The organism is Agromyces sp. NPDC058126 (assembly GCF_042884595.1).
GTDB lineage: Bacteria > Actinomycetota > Actinomycetes > Actinomycetales > Microbacteriaceae > Agromyces.
Genome location: NZ_JBHVTS010000002.1, coordinates 172,685 through 193,241 on the forward strand (window position 1 = coordinate 172,685; position 20,557 = coordinate 193,241).

Consider the following 20,557-nt stretch of genomic DNA (forward strand, 5'->3'; position numbering starts at 1 on the left):
ACAGTCTACGTGGCCGCGGCTGGGCGCAGACCCAGCAGGAACCGGCCCAGGGTCTCGACGGCGTCGTCGATGCCTCGGGCGGGGTCGGGCGAGGACGCGTTCGCGATCGCGACCTCGTTGAGGGCACCCGAGAGCATCGTCGAGACGGTGCCGAGCGAACGCCCGTCGATGAGCCCGGCGGCGGCGAGTTCGGCGATGCCCTCGTCGAGCAGTCGCACGCTCGTGTCGAGGTCGCCCTCGCGCCACTCGCCCCAGCCGAGCACGGCCGGGCCCTCGATGAGCAGGATCCGGCGCACCTCGGGGGCGAGGCTCGCCTCGAGGAAGGCGCGGCACCCCGCGAGGAAGTCGTCGAGCACGTCGTCGTGGCCGGCGGAGGCGAGTTCGACCGCCTGTGCGACCCCGCGCTGCGCCTGCTCGACGACGGCCTGGAACAGGCCCTGCTTGCTGCCGAAGTGGTGGTAGAGCGCGCCTCGCGTGAGCCCGGCCTCGGCCATGAGCTCTTCGAGCGCGACGCCCGCATAGCCGTGCTCGGCGAAGCGGGCGGTCGCGAGCCGCACGATCTCCGTGCGCGTGCGGTCGCGCTGCTCCGCCTTCGTCGCCATGCGACCCTCCCTGCTTGACATACACACTGTACGTCAATCAAGCTGGGCAAAGATACATACAGCCTGTATGTATCCTGACGAAGGAGAAGAGACCATGCTCACCGGCTGCTACCCCGTCCTCTGCACCGCGGATGTCTCCGCGAGCGCGCGCTTCTACCGCGAGCACTTCGGATTCGCGACCACCTTCGAGTCCGACTGGTACGTGAGCCTCCGCCACCCCGACGGCGGCCACGAGCTCGCGCTGCTCGACGCCGGCCACGAGTCGATCCCCGCCGGGTACGGCGAAGCGGCCCGCGGCATGCTCGTGAACCTCGAGGTCGACGACGTCGACGCGCTCGCGGTCAGACTCGACGCCGCGGGAGTGCCGACCGTGCAGGCGCTCCGCAGCGAGGCCTTCGGACAGCGTCACGTGATCGTGCGCGACCCGGGCGGCGTGCTCGTCGACGTGATCACCGAGATCGAGCCGGCTCCCGAGTTCGCGGCCGCGTTCGGCCGCTGAGTCGGGACGGCTCGGGCTAGCCGGCGTCGACGGGTGCTCGCCCGGCGGCCGCCTCGGCCTCGGCCGCTTCCTCACGCTCGCGCTCGACGGCGTCGCGCACGAGCCGGTACCAGAGGTAGATCGCGAAGCCGGCGAACACGACCCACTCGACCGCGTAGAAGATGTTCAGCCAGTTGAGCTCGGTGTTCTGCTGCGGCGGCGGCGAGTAGATCGCCTCGAGCCCGTCGACCGGCTCGGCTGCGGTCAGGTACCCGAAATACACGGGCCGGTCGTCGTAGTCCGTCCAGACGTTCACGAGCTGCGCGACCGCGACCGAGCGCATGAGGAAGGGGTCTTCGTCGTCGGCCGGCGCGACCGGAGCTTCACTCGGCAGGAAGCGGCCCACGATCGCCACCGTCTCATCGGGATCGATCGCGGCGTCGAAGCGATCGGCTGCGGCTTGCGCCGTCTTCGCATCGCGGGCCCAGCCGAGCGCGACCGGCAGGCCGCCCTCCGGGGCATCCGCGACCTCGAGGTGCGCGACCGCCCAGTAGCCCGAGGTGCCGTCGTTGCGGCGGTCGGCGATCAGCACGGTGTCGCCCGGCACGAACGTCCCGGTGACCTCGACCTTCTGGCCGGTCACCGCCTGGGCGGTCGGGGCGCCCGGTTCCGCGACCCCCGCGAACGGCCTGAGCTCCTCGGTCGGATGCTCGACCACCTCGGCCTGCTCGACGGCACGTTCGAGCTGCCATTGCCCGAGCAGTGCGAACGCGGCGGCGATCCCGAGTGCGAGCAGGAGCGCGAGCACCCAGCGCGGACGGACCATCATGCGCAGGGTGGCGCGTCGGGACTCGGCTGACACGATGGACAAGCCTACCCGGCCGCACCTGTGCGCGCCCCCGGCGCCGACGCTGCCGCAGCGCGCTCGACGGCGGCGCTCAGTCGACCTTCACGATGTCGGGCGCCTCGAGCCGCACCCGGTCGGCCGACTCGTCGTCGGGCTGCTCCTGCGAGGCCCGTTCGGCGGCGACGCGCTGGAGGTAGCGCTCGACCTCGAGCGTCTCGCGCGCCGAGTCCCAGCCGAGCACCCCGCCCATCAGCTTCGCCGCGACCGGCGCGGCCGAGACCCCGCGGTCCCACGCCTCGATCGAGATGCGGGTGCGCCTCGCGAGCACGTCGTCGAGGTGCAGCGCGCCCTCGTGCGAGGCCGCGTACACCACCTCGGCGGCGAGGTAGTCGTCGGCGCCGGGCAGCGGTTCGCCGAGCTTCGGGTCGCTGCGGATCAGGTCGAGCAGTTCGTCGGTCATCGTGCCGTAGCGGTTCAGCAGGTGCTCGATCCGCACCTTGTGCACGTCGAAGGCCCTTGCGATCTTGCCGCGCTTGTTCCACGCGGCCTGGTAGCCCTCGGCGCCGAGCAGCGGGATGTCCTGGGTCGTCGACGGCGGGATCCGGCCGTCGAGGGCGTCGACGGCCGCGTCGATCGCGTCCTTGGCCATCACCCGGTACGTGGTCCACTTGCCGCCCGCGATGACGACGAGGCCCGGCACAGTGTGGGCGACGAGGTGCTCCCGCGAGAGCTTCGAGGTCTGGTCGCTCTCGCCGGCGAGCAGGGGGCGGAGCCCCGCGTAGACGCCCTCGACGTCCTCGCGGGTGAGGGGGATGGAGAGCACCCCGTTGACGTGCTCGAGCAGGTAGTCGATGTCGGCCGCGGTCGCGGCCGGGTGCGCCTTGTCGAGGTTCCAGTCGGTGTCGGTCGTGCCGATGAGCCAGTGACGCCCCCACGGGATGATGAAGAGCACGCTCTTCTCGGTGCGGAAGATCATGCCCATCGCCGACTGGATCCGGTCGCGCGGCACCACGAGGTGGATGCCCTTCGACGCCCGCACCTTGAAGGTGCCGCGTTCGCCGACCATGCGCTGCGTGTCGTCGGTCCAGACGCCCGTCGCATTCACGACCTGCTTCGCGCGCACCTCGAAGTGCTCGTCGGTCTCGAGGTCGTGCGCCGTCACGCCGACGACGCGCTCGCCCACCTTGATGAAGCCGTCGACCTTCACCCTGCTCGCGACGTGCGCCCCGTAGAAGCTCGCGGTCCGCGCGAGGGATGCCACGTAGCGGGCGTCGTCGACCTGGGCGTCGTAGTACGTGAGCCCGCCGATGACCGCGTTCGGGGCGAGCGAGGGGATGGCCCGCTGCACCTGCCGCTTCGAGAGGTGCCGGTGGTGCGGCACCCCGGGCGGCCTGCCGCCCGTGTAGCTGAAAATGTCGTAGAGCAGCATGCCCGCGCCGATGTAGCAGCGCTCGATGACGCGCGTCTTCAGCGGGTAGAGGAAGCGGACGGGCTTCACGAGGTGGGGTGCGATGCGCTGCAGGAGAAGGCCGCGTTCGATGAGCGCCTCGCGCACGAGGCGGAAGTCGAGCTGTTCGAGGTACCGGATGCCGCCGTGCACGAGCTTCGACGAGCGGCTCGACGTGCCCGAGGCCCAGTCACGGGCTTCGAGGAGCCCGGTGGAGAGCCCTCGCGTGACGGCGTCGAGCGCGGCACCCGTGCCGACGATGCCGCCGCCCACGACCAGGATGTCGAGCTCTTTCTCCTTGAGCCGGGCGATCGCGGCCGCGCGCTCCTCGGGTCCGAGCTTCTGCGAACGCGTCACCGACTTGTTCCGAGCCATCGTGCCACCCCATCCCCGCGGCCTCGTGGCTGGGCCGCGTGATCCGTTTCCACGCTACCCGAGACGTCGGCCTGCGAATAGAGCGACTCCCGGCCGTGGCGCGGCTCGGGCGGGGACTACGACCCGAGGTACGGCTCGACGATGACCTCGACGCGCTGGAACTCCTTCAGGTCGGAGTAGCCCGTCGTCGCCATCGATCGGCGGAGCGCGCCCACGAGGTTCGCGGTGCCGTCGGCGGCCGGGGCGGGCCCGTAGAGCACCTCTTCGAGGGGCGCCACCTGGCCGACGTGCACGCGACGGCCGCGCGGGAGCTGCGGGTGGTGCGCCTCGGCGCCCCAGTGGTAGCCGCCGCCCGGGGCATCCGTCGCGCGCGCGAGCGCCGCGCCCAGCATGACCGCGTCGGCGCCGCACGCGATCGCCTTCACGATGTCGCCACCGGTGCCGACGCCGCCGTCGGCGATGACGTGCACGTAGCGGCCGCCCGACTCGTCGAGGTAGTCGCGGCGAGCGCCGGCCACGTCGGCGACCGCGGTCGCCATGGGCGCGTGGATGCCGAGCGTGGCACGGGTCGTCGAGGCCGCGCCGCCGCCGAAGCCGACGAGCACGCCGGCCGCGCCGGTGCGCATGAGGTGGAGTGCGGCCGTGTAGGTCGCGGCGCCGCCGACGATCACCGGCACGTCGAGCTCGTAGATGAACTTCTTGAGGTTCAACGGCTCCTGGTTCTTCGAGACGTGCTCGGCCGACACGGTGGTGCCGCGGATCACGAAGAGGTCGACGCCTGCGGCGACGACGGTCTCGTAGAGCTCCTGCGTGCGCTGCGGCGAGAGCGCCGCGGCGACGGTGACGCCGGCCGCGCGGATCTCGGCGAGGCGGGCCGTGACGAGCTCGGGCTTGATCGGCTCGGAGTAGAGCTGCTGCATGCGCTCGGTCGCGCGTTCGGCCGGGAGGCTGCGGATCTCCGCAAGCACGGGTGCGGGGTCGTCGTAGCGGGTCCAGAGGCCCTCGAGGTCGAGCACGCCGAGGCCGCCGAGCTTGCCCATCATGATCGCCGTCTGCGGCGAGACGACCGAGTCCATCGGCGCCGCGATGAACGGGATGTCGAACTGGTAGGCGTCGATCGCCCAGCCGACCGAGACGTCTTCGGGGTCGCGGGTGCGCCGGCTCGGCACGATCGCGATGTCGTCGAATGCGTATACGCGCCGGCCCCGCTTGGAGCGGCCGATCTCGATCTCTTGGCTCACCGTCCCAGCCTACCGGTCGCGCCGGGAAGCGCCCGAGCCCGCGGTATCGCGCGGCTCAGCCGCCGGTCCGGGCGTCGGGCACGAGCCGGGCTGCGACCTCGCGGGCGAGCGCATCGGGGAGCTCACCGGGCGCCGACTCGATCGCACCCGAGTTCCAGAGGGTGGCGAAGCCGTGCACGATCGACCAGGCGGCGAGGCGGTCGGCCCGCGCGTCGCCGAGGGCGCCGACCGCCCCGGAGGCGAGGATGCCCCCGGCCCGGTCGCGCGCGGCCTCGAGCGCGGGGTCGTCGAGACGCAGCAGCTCGGTGCGGAACATCACCGCGAACCGGCCGGGCTCCTCGCTCGCGAAGCGCACGTAGGCGACTCCGGCCTCGACGAAATCGGCGCCGGCGGCACCGAGCGCTTCGGCGAGGCGCTCGAAGCCGTCGGCGGCGATCGCCGTGAGCAGACCCGAGCGGTCGCCGAAGTGGTGGGCGGGTGCGGCGTGCGAGACGCCGGCTCGGCGCGCGAGCTCTCGGAGGCTCAGCGCGTCGACGCCGCGCTCGTCGATCGCGGCCGCCGCCTCGTCGATCAGCGTCTCGCGGAGCCGGCCGTGGTGGTACGCCATGCGCCAAGACTAGAACCCGGAACTAGTCATTGACAAGTTTGGGGATCGGGCCTATCTTGACACCGACAAGTTCATGAGATGGGAGCCAACGATGCACCGCACTCCGAGCAATACGGCCGCGACCGATGACGCACGGCTCGGCCGCGCCGACCGAACCGCCCCGAAGCCGCGCGGCCCCTGGGCCACAACCTTCCTCTCCCCCGTGCCGATCGCCTTCGCCGTCGGCATCGCCGCGACCGCCCTCCTCGGCGCCCTCGGCGTTCCGGCGCTCGGCACATGGCAGGCGTGGCTCACGGTGGGCCTCGTCCTGATGTTCCTCATGGGGGCGGTGGGGCGGCTCGTTCCCGCCGTGCGCGCCGAGCTGATCGCCATGGTGCCGCCGCGGCTGCCCCGGCCCGAGCTCATCGTCGCGGCCACCGGCGTGCTCGAGACCGCAGGAGCGATCGGGCTCCTGGTCCCCGCGACGCATCACCTCGCCGCCTTCTGCCTCGCGCTGCTGCTCGTGGCCGTGTTCCCCGCGAACGTGCACGCCGCCCGCACGAACCGCGACGCGTCGCCCCTCGTGCCGCGCACGATCGAGCAGCTCGTCTTCGTTGCGGCGTGCCTCGCCGTCGCGTTCGCCTGACGGACCTCGGCGCGGGGCAGGCGGAGCTCACTCCCGGTCCTCTCCCGATCGTGGAGCGTCCACGAGACCCGCACCCTCCGGAGCCGACGGGCGCGGCCCGTCGACGAGAGGCGCGCCGCGGTCCGAGTCGGCCGATCCTCGCCGACGTTGCGCGCGCGCCGACTGCACGACCGCGAGGACGGCCGCCACGAGCACGAGCAGGAACCCCGACACCGGCGCCGCAACCACCCCGATCAGCGCGATCGCCAGCAGGGCGATGCTCACCGACCACGGCAGTCGCCCGGTGAGCTCGAGGGCGGTCACCGCCAGGCCCGCGGCCAACCCGAAGAACCCGGTCATCAAGAACCAGAGCGCCACCTCGAGCTCGATCGTCATCGCCCCGTACCAGCCGTCGGCCACCGCCGCGGCCAGCGCCGGCGCGGAGGCGAGCACTCCGACCGTGGTGTGGAGTGCGCACACGATGATGAGCGCCGGTCCCGCGATCGCCGTCAGCTTGTCCGTCTTCTGTCCTGTCATGCCGATCAGTCTCCGCGGCGGCTTGCCATCCGCGCCTCACCCGATCGGGTGACCCGGCTCGGCCCGTTCGACGACCTGCCGCGACGCGCGACGCGCGCTCGCGAGGTCGGTACGGCTAGCGTGTGCGCTGCACCCGCCCCTCGTCCCACACCGGGGCAACCGTCTCGACGACGTCGCCTGACTCGGCGAACACCACGAAGCGGTCGAAGCTGCGGGTGAACCAGCGGTCGTGGGTCACCGCGAGCACGGTGCCGTCGAAGCGCTCGAGCGCCTCCTCGAGCGCCTCGGCCGAGACGAGGTCGAGGTTGTCGGTCGGTTCGTCGAGCAGCAGCAGGGTCGCGCCCGAGAGTTCGAGCAGGAGGATCTGCATCCGCGCCTGCTGCCCGCCCGAGAGCTGCTCGAAGTTCTGCAGCGCCGCGCCGGCGAGCCCGTAGCGGTCGAGCGCCGAGCTCGCGGCCTCGCGCGCCATCCCGTCGCGGTTCGCGTCGCCGCGGTGCAGGATGTCGAGGAGCGTGCGCCCGCGGAACTCGGGATGCTCGTGGTTCTGCGCGAACCAGCCCGGCACGACCCGGGCCCCGAGCACCGCCCGCCCCTCGTGCGGCACCCGCGCGAGCGTCTCGCCCACGCTCGTCACATGGCCGAGCGTGCGGTCGGGCTCGGTGCCGCCGCCCGCGAGCAGGCGCAGGAAGTGCGACTTTCCCGAGCCGTTCGAGCCGAGCACCGCGACCCGGTCGCCGTACCAGACCTCGAGATCGAACGGTCGCATGAGCCCCGTGAGCTCGAGCCCCTCGCAGACGATCGAGCGCTTGCCGGTGCGCGAGCCCCGCAGCCGCATCGACACCGCCTGGGCCGGCGGACGCTCCTCCGGCGGGCCGGCCTCCTCGAACTTGCGCAGCCGGGTCACCGCCGCCTGGTAGCGCGAGGCCATGCCGTCGTTGTAGGTCGCCTTCACCTTGAGCGTGTTCACGAGCGTCTTCAGTGCGGCGTGCTGCTCGTCCCAGCGTCGACGCAGCTCGTCAAGGCGCGCGAACCGATCGTCGCGTGCGGCGTGGTACCCCTCGAAGCTGCCACCGTGCACCCAGGCGGTGTTGCCGGCGGCGCCGAGCTCGATCGTCACGATGCGGTCGGCGGCGCGCGCGAGCAGCTCGCGGTCGTGCGAGACGAGCAGCACCGTCTTCGGGGTCTCGCGCAAGCGTTCCTCGAGCCACCGCTTGCCGGGGACGTCGAGCGAGTTGTCGGGCTCATCGAGCAGCAGCACCTGCTCGGGCCCGCGGAACAGGGCCTCGAGGGCGAGCCGCTTCTGCTCGCCGCCTGAGAGCGTCGAGAGCTCGCGCCACCTCGCACGTTCGAACGGGATGCCGAGCGCCGCGAGGGTGCAGTGGTCCCAGACCACCTCCTGCTCGTAGCCGCCGGCCTCGGCGTACTCGGCGAGCGCGGTCGCGTACCGCATCTGCGCCTCGGTGTCGTCGCGCTCGATGAGGGCGTTCTCGGATGCCTCGAGCTCGAGTGCGGCCGCCTTGATGCGCGCGGGCGCCACCGAGACGAGCAGGCCCGCGACCGTGGCATCCGCCCCCTCGACCGTCTGCCCGGTGCCGATGAACTGGTCCATGACCCCGAGCCCGCCGTCGAGCTGCACGCTGCCCTCGTCGGGGCGGAGCTCGCCGCGGATGATCCGCAGCAGCGTCGACTTGCCTGCGCCGTTGGCGCCGATGAGCGCCGTCGTGGCGCCGTCGGTGACGCGGAAGGCGAGGCGGGCGAGCAGCGGCCGCCCGTCGGGGAGGGAGAAGGAGACGCCGTTGACGTCGATGAAGCCCATTGCTCGGTGATCCGATCGGTCGGCGACCTGACTCGGGACACCCGCGGCCGCGCCGCCCGATGGGCAGCCGATCAGGATACAAGCTCAGCGCCACCCCCTGCCACCCCGAGCCGTTCTGCGGCAAGCTGGAGGCATGCATCGCATCGCCGCAGAGCCCCTCGACGTCCTCCGCACCCGAACGAGCGAGAAGTGGCGCCACTACGACGCCGACGTGCTGCCGCTGCCGGTCGCCGAGATGGACTACCCGCTCGCGGAGCCGATCGCGGCCGCCCTGCACGCGGCGATCGACCGCTCCGACACCGGCTACGCCGCCGGCAGCCGGGGCGTGGCCGAGGCGTTCGTCCCGTTCGCCGCAGAACGGCTCGGCTGGGAGGTCGACCCGACGCGGGTGACGTGCACGGGCGACGTCGCCATGGGCCTCGTCGAGACGCTGCGCCAGGTAACCGAGCCCGGCGACGGGGTCGTCATCACGCCGCCGATCTATCCGCCGTTCTTCGACATCGTCACCGAGGCCTCGGCCCGCGTCGTCGAGGTGCCCATGCGCGGCGGCATCGACGAGGGATGGTCGCTCGACCTCGACGGCATCGACGCGGCCTTCGCGGCCGGTGCGCGGGCGATGATCCTCTGCAACCCCCACAACCCGATCGGGCTCGTGCCGGGCCGCGAGGAGCTCGCCGCCCTCGCCGACATCGCGGCGCGGCACGGCGTGACGATCGTCTCCGACGAGGTCCACGGGCCGCTCGCCCAGCCCGGCACCGGGTACACGCCGTTCCTCACCGTGTCCGACGCTGCGCGGGAGCACGGCGTCGCGGTCACGGCCGCCTCGAAGGCGTTCAACCTCGCCGGGCTCAAGGCGGCGATGGTCGTCACCGCGTCGGAGCGCGGCGACGCCGTGCGGCGGGCGTTCCCGTACGAGGTCGAGTGGCGCATGAGCCAGTTCGGCTCGATCGCCTCGATCGCCGCATTCCGCGAAGGCGGGCATTGGCTCGACGGCGTGCTCGCGAGCCTCGACGACAACCGGCGCCTGCTCGCGGAGCTGCTCGCCGACGAACTGCCCGGGGTGCGCTACCGCGTCCCCGACGCCACCTACCTGGCATGGCTCGACCTGACGGCGATCGGCTGGGGCGACGACCCCGCCGGCTACGCGCTCGAGCACGCGCGGGTCGCGCTCGGCATCGGCACGATGTTCGGCAAGGAGGTCGGGCGCGGCCATGTCCGGCTGAACTTCGCCTGCACGCCCGAGGTGCTCGGCGAGGCGATCACCCGGCTCGCCGACGCGGCTTCGGCATAAGGGCCGGCGACGACGGAGGGCGGCACGACCGAAGTCGTACCGCCCTCCTGCGCACGCGGCGATGCCGCGACACGCGAACTCAGCGCGTGTAGTTCGGCGCCTCGACGACGATCTGCACGTCGTGCGGGTGCGACTCCTTGAGGCCCGCCGGGGTGATCCGCACGAAGCGGCCCTTCGTCTTCAGCTCCTCGATGGTGCGGGCGCCGACGTAGAACATCGACTGACGCAGCCCGCCGATGAGCTGGTAGGCCACCGCCGAGAGCGGGCCGCGGTAGGGCACCTGGCCCTCGATCCCCTCGGGGATGAGCTTGTCGTCGGTCGGCACGTCGGCCTGGAAGTAGCGGTCCTTCGAGTACGAGGTCTTCTTGCCGCGGGTCTGCATCGCGCCGAGCGAGCCCATGCCGCGGTAGGCCTTGAACTGCTTGCCGTTCTGGAAGACGAGCTCACCCGGGCTCTCGGCCGTGCCCGCGAGCAGCGAACCGAGCATGACGGTGTCGGCACCGGCGACGAGCGCCTTCGCGATGTCGCCCGAGTACTGCAGGCCGCCGTCGGCGATGAGGGGCACTCCGACGGGCTTCGTCGCCTTGGATGCCTCGTACACGGCCGTGACCTGCGGCACGCCGACGCCGGCGACAACGCGGGTGGTGCAGATCGAGCCGGGCCCGACGCCGACCTTGACGGCGTCCGCGCCGGCCTCGACGAGCGCCTTCGCGCCCTCGTAGGTCGCGACGTTGCCGCCGATGACGTCGATGTGGGCGAAGCTCGGGTCGGCCTTCAGCCGGCGGATGATGTCGAGCACGCCCGCCGACTCGCCGTTCGCCGTGTCGACGACGATGACGTCGACGCCCGCGTCGCGGACGGCCTCGGCGCGCTCCCACGCCTCGCCGAAGAAGCCGATGGCCGCACCCACGCGGAGGCGCCCCTCGGAGTCCTTCGTGGCGTTCGGGTACTGCTCGGACTTGTCGAAGTCCTTCACGGTGATGAGCCCGGTGAGGTGGCCCTCGTCGTCGACGAGCGGCAGCTTCTCGACCTTGTGCTCGGCGAAGATCGCGAGCGCCTCGTCGGGGTTCATGCCGACGCGGCCGGTGATGAGCGGCATCTTGGTCATGACGTCGCTGACCTTCGTGGCCGGCTTGTCGAAGTCGGAGACGAAGCGCATGTCGCGGTTCGAGATGATGCCGACGAGCTTGCCCTCGTCGTCGACGACGGGGAGACCGCTGACGCGGTAGGTCGCGCAGAGCGCGTCGACGTCGGCCACCGAGGCATCCGGCGTGGTGGTGACGGGGTTCGAGACCATGCCCGACTCGCTGCGCTTCACGCGGTCGACCATCTCGGCCTGGTCGGCGATCGAGAGGTTGCGGTGCAGGATACCGATGCCGCCCTGGCGCGCCATCGCGATCGCCATGCGCGACTCGGTCACGGTGTCCATCGCGGCCGACAGCAGCGGCGTCGCGACGGTGATGCGACGCGTGAGCCTCGAGCTCGTGTCGGCGTCGCTCGGGATCACGTCGGTGTGACCGGGCAGGAGGAGGACGTCGTCGTACGTGAGTCCCGTGAATCCGAACGGATCTGCCTGATCCATGACTTCCCTTCGTATGGAGAGCACCCCTGTCGGGCGCGTCGTCGTCGTGTTGGCGGTGCATCAATGTTAAGCGAGTTTGCACCGCGGGCATTCCCCGGATAACAATCGAGGGCCTGTTGTGCTCATGTCGGAAACACATGGGACATAATCGGCACGTACCGTCGACGACGTCGTCAACGGGAAAGGATCGGTCCCGGAGGTCCAAGAAGCCTCCGGTGACCCCTTGGAGGTGCAGTGGAACCCACGAGAACAATCCAGACACGCTCTCGCGGGAGGTGGCTTCTCCTCCTCGGAATACTTCTGTCCGCACTCACTCTGTCCGGCATCGCAGCGTCCCCTGCGATGGCGGAGGATGGGAGTACGGCCTCGGAGTCCGAGGAGTACGAATACCACTTCCGTGGAAACGTGCAGTACAACGGCGAGCCGCTCGAAGGAGTGGGCATATCGCTCGAAGGGAACGGCTTCGAAGCCGAGACCGAGACGGATGCCGACGGCCGCTGGGAGATCGGCGTGCCCGAGAAGGCCACCTACGAGGTGACCCTCGACGAGGACACGCTGCCGAAGGGCGTGGTCGTCGCCGAGGGCGGCGCGACCCGTGAAGCCGAGTTCGGCCTCACGAAGAACGCCTCGGTGAACTTCTTCCTCGGCGAAGGCAACCGTGTCACGGTGAGCTTCTTCGACCAGTTCGCGCAACGACTGTTCAACGGCATCAACTTCGGATTGCTGCTGGCGCTCGCCGCGATCGGTCTCTCGCTCATCTTCGGCACGACCGGGCTCTCGAACTTCGCGCACGCCGAGCTCATCACCTTCGGTGCGCTCATGGTGCTCACCTTCGGGTCGAACCTCGGCTGGCCGTTGTGGGCGGCGATCGGCATCGCGCTGCTTTTGAGCGCGGCCCTCGGCTGGGGGCTCGACGCCGCCATCTGGAAACCGTTGCGGAGGAAGGGCGTCGGCGTCATCCAGCTCATGATCGTGAGCATCGGTCTCTCGCTCGCGCTGCGCTACACGTACCAGTTCTTCTACGGCGGTTCGACGAGCCAGCTGCCCGGCGCGACCCTGCCGAGCGACATCCGCATCGGCCCGATCGCACTCTCGTGGGTCGACCTCCTGAGCATGGGCGTCAGCATCGTCGTGCTCCTCGCGGTCGCGTTCTTCCTGCTGCGCACGCGCATCGGCAAGGCGACCCGCGCGGTCTCCGACAACGCCAGCCTCGCCTCCGCGAGCGGCATCGACGTCGACGGGGTCATCCGCATCGTCTGGGTGCTCGGCGCACTGCTCGCCGGCCTCTCGGGCATCCTCTGGGCGTACTTCCGTCCGGGCGTCAGCTGGGACATGGGCTTCCAGATCCTGCTGCTCGTCTTCGCCGCGGTCACCCTCGGCGGTCTCGGCACCGCGTTCGGCGCCCTCGTCGGCTCGCTCATCGTGGGCGTGTTCGTCGAGCTGTCGACCCTGTGGCTGCCGAGCGACATGAAGTACGTGGGCGCCTTGGTCATCCTGATCCTGGTGCTGTTGTTCCGGCCGCAGGGCATCCTGGGCCGTCGTGAGCGAATCGGATAGGAGGGGACGACCATGATCGACTGGGGAGCAATCTTCGGAAACGCGGCCGTCGAGCTGATCAGCCCGACGACAGCCGCCTACGCGCTCGCCGCGCTGGGTCTGGCGATCCACTTCGGCTTCACCGGCCTGCTGAACTTCGGCCAGGCGGGATTCATGCTGCTCGGCGCCTACGGTTACGCCATCCCGGCGCTGAAGCTCGGCTGGCCCTGGTGGGCCTGCCTGCTCAGCGCACTCGTGGCGTCCGTGGTGTTCGCACTCATCCTCGGTATCCCGACGCTGCGATTGCGCGCCGACTATCTCGCGATCGTGACGATCGCTGCAGCCGAAGTGCTGCGGCTCGTCTTCACGACCAACGAGTTCCAGCCGGTGACCGGTTCGGCCAACGGACTCTCCGAGTTCCAGGCCGGGCTGCTCGAGTTCAACCCGTTCCCGCCCGGGCGCTACGGCTTCGGCCCGTGGGTGTTCGACAACCGGGTGTGGTTCTTCCTCGTGCTCGCCTGGGTCGTCGTCGCGCTCGCCGCGCTGCTCACCTGGCTGCTGATGCGCAGCCCGTGGGGCCGCGTCATCAAGGGCATCCGCGAAGACGAGGACGCCGTGCGCTCGCTCGGCAAGAACGTCTACTCGTACAAGATGCAGAGCCTCATCCTCGGCGGACTCTTCGGCACCCTCGCCGGCATCATCTTCGTGATGCCGCGTGCGGTCGTGCCGTCGTACTTCCAGCCGACGCTGACCTTCATGGTCTACGCCATCCTGCTGCTCGGCGGCGCCGCGACCATCCTCGGACCGATCGTCGGCTCGATGGTGTTCTGGGTGCTGCTCTCGTTCTTCTCGGGCTTCATCTCCCGGGCGGTCGAGGCGGGCTGGTTCCCGTTCATGACGCAGGTGCAGGCCGGTCAGCTCCGCTTCATCCTCGTCGGCATCGCGATCATGCTGATCGTCATATTCATGCCGCAGGGCCTCCTCGGAAACCGGAAGGAGCTGGCTTTTGTCAAGTGATGCCACTCCCACGTCCAAGCCGGTGAAGACCACGGGTCTCCACATCGGCGATGCCGCCCCCGGCGTCAAGAAGCACGACCCGATCCTGATCGCCGACGGCGTGAAGCGCACGTTCGGCGGCCTCACCGCCGTCGACGTCGAGCACGTCGAGATCCCGAGGGGCGCCATCACGGCGCTCATCGGGCCGAACGGCGCCGGGAAGACGACCTTCTTCAACCTGCTGACGGGCTTCGACAAGCCCGACACCGGCACATGGTCGTTCGACGGGCGCGCGCTCGCGCACGTGCCCGCCTACCGGGTCGCCCGCATGGGCCTGATCCGCACGTTCCAGCTCACGAAGTCCCTCGCCCTGCTCTCGGTCATGGACAACATGAAGCTCGGCGCGAAGGACCAGGTCGGCGAGAACCTCTTCCGCTCCCTCATCCCGTCGCTCTGGCGCAAGCAGGACGCCGCGATCGAGGAGAAGGCGCTCGAGATCCTCGCGCGATTCAAGCTCGACGCCAAGAAGGACGACTACGCGGCGAGCCTCTCGGGCGGTCAGCGGAAGCTCCTCGAGATGGCGCGGGCGCTCATGAGCGACCCGACGCTCGTCATGCTCGACGAGCCGATGGCCGGTGTGAACCCGGCGCTCACGCAGTCGCTGCTCGACCACATCCTCAACCTGAAGGCCCAGGGCATGACCGTGCTCTTCGTCGAGCACGACATGCACATGGTCCGGCACATCGCCGACTGGGTGGTCGTGATGGCCGAGGGCAAGGTCGTCGCCGAAGGCGACCCGCACACGGTGATGGAGGACCCGGCGGTGATCGACGCCTATCTCGGCGCCCACCACGACGCCGACCTCGGCTCCACCGACACCGGTCACGTCGAAGCACTGAAGGAGCTCCTCGATGACGAACAGTAGCCCTGCCCCGTCGCTCGCAGAGCCGCCCGCCGGCGAGCTCGTCGTCGAGGTGCGCGACGTCACCGCCGGGTACCTGCCGGGCGTGAACATCCTCAACAAGTGCTCGCTCACGGCCGCGCAAGGCGAGCTCATCGGCATCATCGGCCCGAACGGCGCCGGCAAGTCGACCCTGCTGAAGTCGATCTTCGGACTCGTGAAGGTCCGCGAAGGCGGCATCTTCCTGCACGGCGAGGAGATCACGAACCTGAAGGCGAACAAGCTCGTCGCCCAGGGCGTCGGCTTCGTACCGCAGACGAACAACGTGTTCCCCTCGCTCACCATTCAGGAGAACCTCGAGATGGGGATCTTCCTGAAACCGAAGGGCCTGAAGGAGCGTCTCGAGTTCGTCACCGAGATCTTCCCCGAGCTCGGCAAGCGCCTCGGTCAGCGGGCCGGCTCGCTGTCGGGCGGTGAACGGCAGATGGTCGCCATGTCGCGCGCGCTCATGATGGGGCCGCACGTGCTGCTCCTCGACGAGCCGAGCGCAGGTCTCTCCCCCGTCCGACAGGACGAGGCCTTCCTCCGGGTGAAGGAGATCAACCGCGCAGGCGTGACGACCATCATGGTCGAGCAGAACGCCCGCCGCTGCCTGCAGATCTGCGACCGCGGCTACGTGCTCGATCAGGGTCGCGACGCCTACACGGGCACCGGCCGCGAGCTGCTCAACGACCCGAAGGTCATCGGCCTCTACCTCGGCACCCTCGGGCAGGACGAGGAGTAGCCGCAGGCGAACGGCGAAGGGGCGGATGCTGCGGCATCCGCCCCTTCGTCGTTCGTGGAGCGGGCGGCCCGTCAAGCACACGCCCACCCCGCGCCCGCGCCCTCGCCCACGCCCGCGCCCGACGAGTCAGGCTCGGGCTCACGGGCTTGCTCGGTCCCGCTGTGGCGCGCGGGGCCGTTCGGGTGAGGGTTCGGCCCGCCCCGGCTGCTGCTCGGGCCTGCGGGGCGCTCCGGACCGTTCGACCGCCGGCACTCGCACTGCGCACTCCGCCCGGTCTCTCGCGGCGCTGAAGGGCGGCGCAGCGCGCGGACACCGGGCGAGGGGGTGTCCTGCATCCCGTCGCGTCGTCGGCACCGCTGCACGCATCGCCCACGTTGCCGAACCCGTGCCCCGTCGCGACAACTCCCCCCGGGAGCCCACAAGCGGCCTCCGACAGCCAGGGCGGGCGCGCGGGTTGCGGAGGAAGCCCGGAGCCTCGGGTCGGGTCAGCGTCCCCCGTCGGGCGCACCCGGCCCGGCCCACGTGAAACCCCTCGGGGACTCCCCCGCGCACAGGAAAGGGCCCCGGCCGAAGCCGGGGCCCTTCACTTCACCTTCGTGCGTTGGATCAGCCGTCGCCGATGCGCTCGTAGGTGTTGTCGTCGAGGTACTGGAAGATACCGATCGTCGCCTCGGTGGGGTCGCCGTTCTCGTCGAACGTGATCGGGCCCGACGGTCCGTCGTAGTCGATCTGCTGTCCCTCGGCGAGGAGCGCGATGCCGTCCTCGTACGTCGTGACCTTCTCGCCGTCACCGGTACCGCCCGAGACCTGCTGGAGGTACTTGGCGATCTCGGCACCGTCGGTGCTGTTGGCCGCGTAGGCCGCGAGCGCGAGCAGCACGACGGCGTCGTACGACTCGGCTGCGTAGCTGTAGTCGGTCAGGTCGGGGTCGACGCCGAGCAGACGGTCGGTGAAGTCACCGAGGGTGCCCGTGTCGAGACCCGGCAGCGTGCCCTTCGAGCCGGCCACGAGGCCCGGTGCGAAGTCGGCGCTGTAGTCGGACAGGTTGCCGTCGACGAAGTAGAGCTGGTCGCCGGGGTAACCCGAGCCGACGAGGGCCGGCGTGATGATCTTGGCCTGGTCGAACGTGATCAGTGCGATCGCGTCGGGGTTGGCCGCCGTGACCTCGGCGATCTGCGCGTCGAAGCTCGAGTCGCCCTCGTTGAAGAGCGCCTCGGCGACGACCTCGCCACCGGCCGCCTCGAAGGCGTCCTTGGTGAACTGCGCGAGACCGGTGCCGTACGAGTCGTTCAGCACGATGAGGCCGAGCGTCGCGTTGCCGTCCTCGGCGATCAGGTTGCCGAGCACCTCGCCCTGCAGCACATCGGACGGAGCCGTGCGCCAGTACAGGCCGTTGTCGTTGTAGTCGGTGAAGTCGGCCGAGGTGTTCGCGGGCGAGAACTGGATGACGCCCGCCGCCACGATCTGGTCGATGACGGTCTTCGAGACACCCGACGACGCGGCGCCGATGATGGCCGAGACATCCTGCGAGAGGAGGTCGGTCACCGAGACGGTCGCGGTGTCGGTCGTGGTGTCGCCCGAGTCGCGGAAGACGACCTCGACGGCGAGACCCGAGTCCGCCGCGTTGACGTCGTCGGCACCGAGCTGGACACCCGCCTCTTCGGGCGGGCCGAGGAATGCGAGCGCACCACTCTGCGGCAGGATCGTTCCGAGCTTGAGCGCGAGGTCGCGCTCGCCCTCGGCGATGGGCAGGGCGTCACCGGCGTCCGTGGCCGGTTCGGATTCGGCAGGGGCCGGGGCACCCGTGCTGCACGCAGTGAGGAGGAGGGCACTGACGCCGGCGATGGCGACACCCGTCCAGGCTGCGCGAGCCGAGCGCGAGGCCGTGGCCTTCGCGAAAACGCTCATGTTGCTCCTTGGGACTGAAGGAATTGGTACACAATGCAGCGCCGTGGTGACGCCGTTGTCTGACAGTATTCCGGGGCATCCGCGGAAACAAGTCACCCCGGTCACAACCCGGTAACACCCGCCCGGATTGTTACCTGACCGACATCCTTCGGCGGTTCTGCGCACGAAATCAGCGTCATTCGACGTCATCATGCGCGGATTCCGCAGGGCGGACGACGCTCAGACCGGCTCGGAGACGACCCGTTTCGACGCGCGCCGCGCTCCCCGGATCAGGTCGACCGTCAGCACGGCGAGGGCCGCCCACACGAGCGCGAAGCCGACCCATCGCTCGGGCGGCATCGGCTCGCCGAGCAGCACCACGCCGACGAGGAACTGGATGAACGGGGCGAAGTACTGGATGAAGCCCATGTAGATGAGGGGCAGTCGGCGCGACGCCGCCGCGAACAGCAGCAGGGGAACGGCCGTGACGGCGCCGGCGCCGAGCAGCAGCACGGTGTGCCAGGTGCCTTCGGTGCCCATCGTGAGCCCGGTGGTCGCGGCGACCCACCAGAGCTGCACCGCGGCGAGGGGGGCGAGCCACAGGGTCTCGAGGGTCAGTCCCGAGACGGCGTCGACGCGCGGGCCGACGCGCTTCTTGATGAGCCCGTAGAAGCCGAACGAGAACGCGAGCAGGAGCGCGATCCAGGGGAACTGCCCGTGGCCGACGGCGAGCACGACCACCGCGACGATGCTGATGCCGACCGCGACCCACTGCGTCGTGTTCAACCGCTCGCGCAGCACGAGCACCCCGAGGAACACGGTCACGATCGGGTTGATGAAGTACCCGAGCGAGGCCTCGACGACCTGCTCCGAGACCGCCGCGTAGACGTAGGTCTGCCAGTTGACGAAGATGAGGGCGCCCGCGGCCCCCATCGTGAACAGCACTCGCCGGTCGCGGAGCAGGGCGAAGAACGCACCCCACCCGCGCGTCACCGTGATGAGCAGCGCGCAGAAGACCAGCGAGAGCAGGATGCGCCACGCGACGATCTCGAGTGAGCCCGTCGGCGCGAGCGCGATGAAGTAGATGGGGAGGAAGCCCCAGAGCAGGTAGGAGGAGATCGCGTACCCGAGCCCCGGCCTGCTGATGCCCTGGTGCGTCGGCGCATGAGGGGTCTCAGGGCGGGGATTCACCGATACAGACTACGCCCGCGCGGGTCGATGGCCAACGCGGCGGCTGCGGAGACGCAGAACGGCCCGGATGCTCAGCATCCGGGCCGTTCCGAAGGTTCGGTTCGCTCAGCGAACGACGACCGCGAGCACGTCGCGGGCCGAGAGGACGAGGAAGTCCTCGCCGCCGAACTTGACCTCGGTGCCGCCGTACTTCGAGTAGATCACCTTGTCGCCGACGGCGACGTCGAGCGGGACGCGGTTGCCGTTGTCGTCGATGCGGCCGGGGCCGACCGCCACGACCTCGCCCTCCTGGGGCTTCTCCTTGGCGGTGTCGGGGATCACGAGGCCCGACGCGGTGGTCTGCTCGGCCTCGACCTGCTTGATGACGATGCGATCCTCGAGCGGCTTGATGGAAACCGACACGGTTGCCCCTATCTCTCTGATGAAGAAACTGTCTTGCGAAGACTGATTAGCAGCCTCTGAGTGAGAGTGCTAAGCCGAGTCTAGGCGCGTTTTGGCACTCGTGCAACGTGAGTGCCAGTCCGTTCACGCGCGGCGAACACGGCGGCCGGATGCCCCGCGCCGTCGCCGCTCGGCGGCCGCGCGCCGCGGTGCTAGCGTGGCCGGGTGGAACGCTCCGAGCTCGTCGAACTCCTCTCGCCCGAGGGGCTGCGGCTCCTCGACGGCCTGCCCGAATGGGACTCGAAGGCCGACATCGTGAAGACGGTCGCCGCGCTCCGCCGCCAGGGGCATCCTGCGTCGCTGGTCGCCACCGTGCTCAGCCAGGCGAAGCTCCGCGCGAAGGCCGCCGCGAAGTTCGGCCCGTTCGCCGCCCGCATGCTGTTCACGGAGGCGGGGCTCGAGCAGGCGACGCGCCTGCAGGTCGCCGCCCTCCACGCCGGCCGCTTCTCACGGGCGGGCGTGCGGCACGTCGCCGACCTCGGCTGCGGCATCGGCGGAGACGCCCTGGCCATGGCCGCGATCGACCTCGAGGTCACCGCCGCCGACGCCGACGAGGTCACCGCCGCGATCGCGGCGTACAACCTCACTCCGTTCCCGCACGCCCGCGTGCTGCACGAGCGCGCCGAGGAGGTCGCACTCGGCGGCATCGGCGGCGTCTGGCTCGATCCGGCGCGACGCACCACCACCGGCGGCACGACGACGCGCATCGCCGACGCCTCGGCGTACTCGCCGAGCCTCGACTTCGCGTTCGGGCTCGCCGACCGGCTGCCGGTGGGCGTGAAGCTCGGGCCGGGCACCGACCGCGACGTGATCCCCGCGGGCGCGGAGGCGCAGTGGGTCTCCGTCGACGGCGACGTGGTCGAACTCGGCGTCTGGCTCGGCGCGCTCGCGCGCCCGGGCGTCGGCCGTTCGGCGCTCGTCATCCGCGGCGAGCTCGCGCACGAGCTCACGGCGACGGCCGACTCCCCCGACGCCCCCGACGGCCCGCTCGGCGACTACCTCTACGAGCCCGACGGGGCGGTCATCCGGGCACGGCTCATCGGCGATCTCGCCCGGGCGAACGGAGCCTGGATGCTGAGCCCCGGCATCGCCTACCTCACGGCCGACACGGCGTTCGACTCACCGTTCGCCCGTGGGTTCCGGGTGCTCGAGCGCCTGCCCGCCGACGAGCGCGGGCTGCGGCAGGCGCTGCAGGCGCGCAGCGTCGGCACGCTCGAGATCAAGAAGCGCGGCGTCGACGTCGACCCCGCCGCGCTGCGGACGCGCCTGAAGCTGAAGGGGTCGGAGCGGGCGACGATCGTGCTCACGCGCGAGCAGGGGCGCCACGTGACGCTGCTCGTCGAACGGATCTGACCGCCGCTCGTACGGGCCGGAGTCGGCGGCCGAAGGTGCTG

19 protein-coding genes are annotated in these 20,557 nt (G+C 70.5%); 8 read left to right on the plus strand and 11 right to left on the minus strand.

Annotated features, from left to right (window positions below):
• Nucleotides 1-5: 5 nt before the first annotated feature.
• Nucleotides 6-602: a TetR/AcrR family transcriptional regulator gene (locus tag ACFVTR_RS06005; RefSeq protein WP_387035622.1), complete on the minus strand. Its 597-nt coding sequence runs from the start codon at nt 600-602 to the stop codon at nt 6-8.
• Nucleotides 603-696: 94 nt separating this feature from the next.
• On the opposite strand from ACFVTR_RS06005, the gene ACFVTR_RS06010 reads away from it, so the two are divergent.
• Nucleotides 697-1,101, plus strand: a complete 405-nt coding sequence (locus ACFVTR_RS06010) for a VOC family protein (RefSeq protein ID WP_387035624.1) — start codon at nt 697-699, stop codon at nt 1,099-1,101.
• A gap of 16 nt (nt 1,102-1,117) precedes the next feature.
• Here the strand turns inward: ACFVTR_RS06010 and ACFVTR_RS06015 are convergent, their stop codons facing one another.
• The 4 genes from ACFVTR_RS06015 to ACFVTR_RS06030 form a co-directional block, all read right to left on the minus strand.
• On the minus strand, nt 1,118-1,942 hold the full coding sequence (locus ACFVTR_RS06015; protein ID WP_387035626.1) for an SURF1 family protein: 825 nt from the start codon (nt 1,940-1,942) through the stop codon (nt 1,118-1,120).
• Between the two features lie 76 nt (nt 1,943-2,018).
• Entirely contained in the window at nt 2,019-3,749 is a 1,731-nt protein-coding gene (locus tag ACFVTR_RS06020) for a glycerol-3-phosphate dehydrogenase/oxidase (RefSeq protein WP_387035628.1), read from the minus strand.
• A gap of 116 nt (nt 3,750-3,865) precedes the next feature.
• Nucleotides 3,866-4,990 (minus strand): GuaB3 family IMP dehydrogenase-related protein, encoded by a 1,125-nt coding sequence (locus tag ACFVTR_RS06025; protein ID WP_376944374.1) that lies wholly within the window; start codon nt 4,988-4,990, stop codon nt 3,866-3,868.
• A 55-nt stretch (nt 4,991-5,045) separates the two neighbouring features.
• A complete protein-coding gene (locus ACFVTR_RS06030; RefSeq protein WP_387035631.1) occupies nt 5,046-5,597 on the minus strand; it encodes a TetR/AcrR family transcriptional regulator in 552 nt (183 codons plus the stop codon).
• Between the two features lie 91 nt (nt 5,598-5,688).
• On the opposite strand from ACFVTR_RS06030, the gene ACFVTR_RS06035 reads away from it, so the two are divergent.
• Nucleotides 5,689-6,222: a DoxX family protein gene (locus tag ACFVTR_RS06035; protein ID WP_387035632.1), complete on the plus strand. Its 534-nt coding sequence runs from the start codon at nt 5,689-5,691 to the stop codon at nt 6,220-6,222.
• A 27-nt stretch (nt 6,223-6,249) separates the two neighbouring features.
• Here the strand turns inward: ACFVTR_RS06035 and ACFVTR_RS06040 are convergent, their stop codons facing one another.
• On the minus strand, nt 6,250-6,738 hold the full coding sequence (locus ACFVTR_RS06040) for a DUF6463 family protein (RefSeq protein ID WP_387035635.1): 489 nt from the start codon (nt 6,736-6,738) through the stop codon (nt 6,250-6,252).
• Between the two features lie 115 nt (nt 6,739-6,853).
• Nucleotides 6,854-8,554, minus strand: a complete 1,701-nt coding sequence (locus tag ACFVTR_RS06045) for an ABC-F family ATP-binding cassette domain-containing protein (RefSeq protein WP_387035637.1) — start codon at nt 8,552-8,554, stop codon at nt 6,854-6,856.
• Between the two features lie 133 nt (nt 8,555-8,687).
• On the opposite strand from ACFVTR_RS06045, the gene ACFVTR_RS06050 reads away from it, so the two are divergent.
• A complete protein-coding gene (locus ACFVTR_RS06050; protein WP_387035638.1) occupies nt 8,688-9,845 on the plus strand; it encodes a MalY/PatB family protein in 1,158 nt (385 codons plus the stop codon).
• Nucleotides 9,846-9,924: 79 nt separating this feature from the next.
• Here the strand turns inward: ACFVTR_RS06050 and guaB are convergent, their stop codons facing one another.
• Nucleotides 9,925-11,427: an IMP dehydrogenase gene (gene guaB, locus ACFVTR_RS06055; protein WP_376944368.1), complete on the minus strand. Its 1,503-nt coding sequence runs from the start codon at nt 11,425-11,427 to the stop codon at nt 9,925-9,927.
• Nucleotides 11,428-11,769: 342 nt separating this feature from the next.
• Between guaB and ACFVTR_RS06060 the strand changes: the two genes are divergently transcribed.
• The 4 genes from ACFVTR_RS06060 to ACFVTR_RS06075 are packed head-to-tail and all read left to right on the plus strand — an operon-like array spanning nt 11,770 to nt 15,644.
• Nucleotides 11,770-12,984, plus strand: a complete 1,215-nt coding sequence (locus tag ACFVTR_RS06060; RefSeq protein WP_387035639.1) for a branched-chain amino acid ABC transporter permease — start codon at nt 11,770-11,772, stop codon at nt 12,982-12,984.
• Between the two features lie 15 nt (nt 12,985-12,999).
• On the plus strand, nt 13,000-13,980 hold the full coding sequence (locus tag ACFVTR_RS06065) for a branched-chain amino acid ABC transporter permease (RefSeq protein ID WP_376944641.1): 981 nt from the start codon (nt 13,000-13,002) through the stop codon (nt 13,978-13,980).
• Nucleotides 13,970-14,884 (plus strand): ABC transporter ATP-binding protein, encoded by a 915-nt coding sequence (locus ACFVTR_RS06070; RefSeq protein WP_387035641.1) that lies wholly within the window; start codon nt 13,970-13,972, stop codon nt 14,882-14,884. Before ACFVTR_RS06065 ends, ACFVTR_RS06070 begins: the two co-directional genes overlap by 11 nt.
• Nucleotides 14,871-15,644, plus strand: coding sequence for an ABC transporter ATP-binding protein (locus ACFVTR_RS06075; protein WP_387035642.1), 774 nt, complete (start codon nt 14,871-14,873; stop codon nt 15,642-15,644). Before ACFVTR_RS06070 ends, ACFVTR_RS06075 begins: the two co-directional genes overlap by 14 nt.
• Nucleotides 15,645-16,250: 606 nt before the next feature.
• Here the strand turns inward: ACFVTR_RS06075 and ACFVTR_RS06080 are convergent.
• The 3 genes from ACFVTR_RS06080 to groES form a co-directional block, all read right to left on the minus strand.
• Nucleotides 16,251-17,552, minus strand: a complete 1,302-nt coding sequence (locus ACFVTR_RS06080) for an ABC transporter substrate-binding protein (protein WP_387035644.1) — start codon at nt 17,550-17,552, stop codon at nt 16,251-16,253.
• 219 nt (nt 17,553-17,771) lie between these two features.
• Nucleotides 17,772-18,722 carry an EamA family transporter RarD gene (rarD, locus tag ACFVTR_RS06085; protein WP_387035646.1) on the minus strand — a complete coding sequence of 317 codons (951 nt, stop codon included), beginning with the start codon at nt 18,720-18,722 and terminating at the stop codon, nt 17,772-17,774.
• A 105-nt stretch (nt 18,723-18,827) separates the two neighbouring features.
• Entirely contained in the window at nt 18,828-19,124 is a 297-nt protein-coding gene (groES, locus tag ACFVTR_RS06090; RefSeq protein WP_022889766.1) for a co-chaperone GroES, read from the minus strand.
• A gap of 204 nt (nt 19,125-19,328) precedes the next feature.
• On the opposite strand from groES, the gene ACFVTR_RS06095 reads away from it, so the two are divergent.
• Entirely contained in the window at nt 19,329-20,516 is a 1,188-nt protein-coding gene (locus ACFVTR_RS06095; RefSeq protein WP_387035648.1) for an SAM-dependent methyltransferase, read from the plus strand.
• The last annotated feature ends 41 nt before the right edge of the window (nt 20,517-20,557 follow it).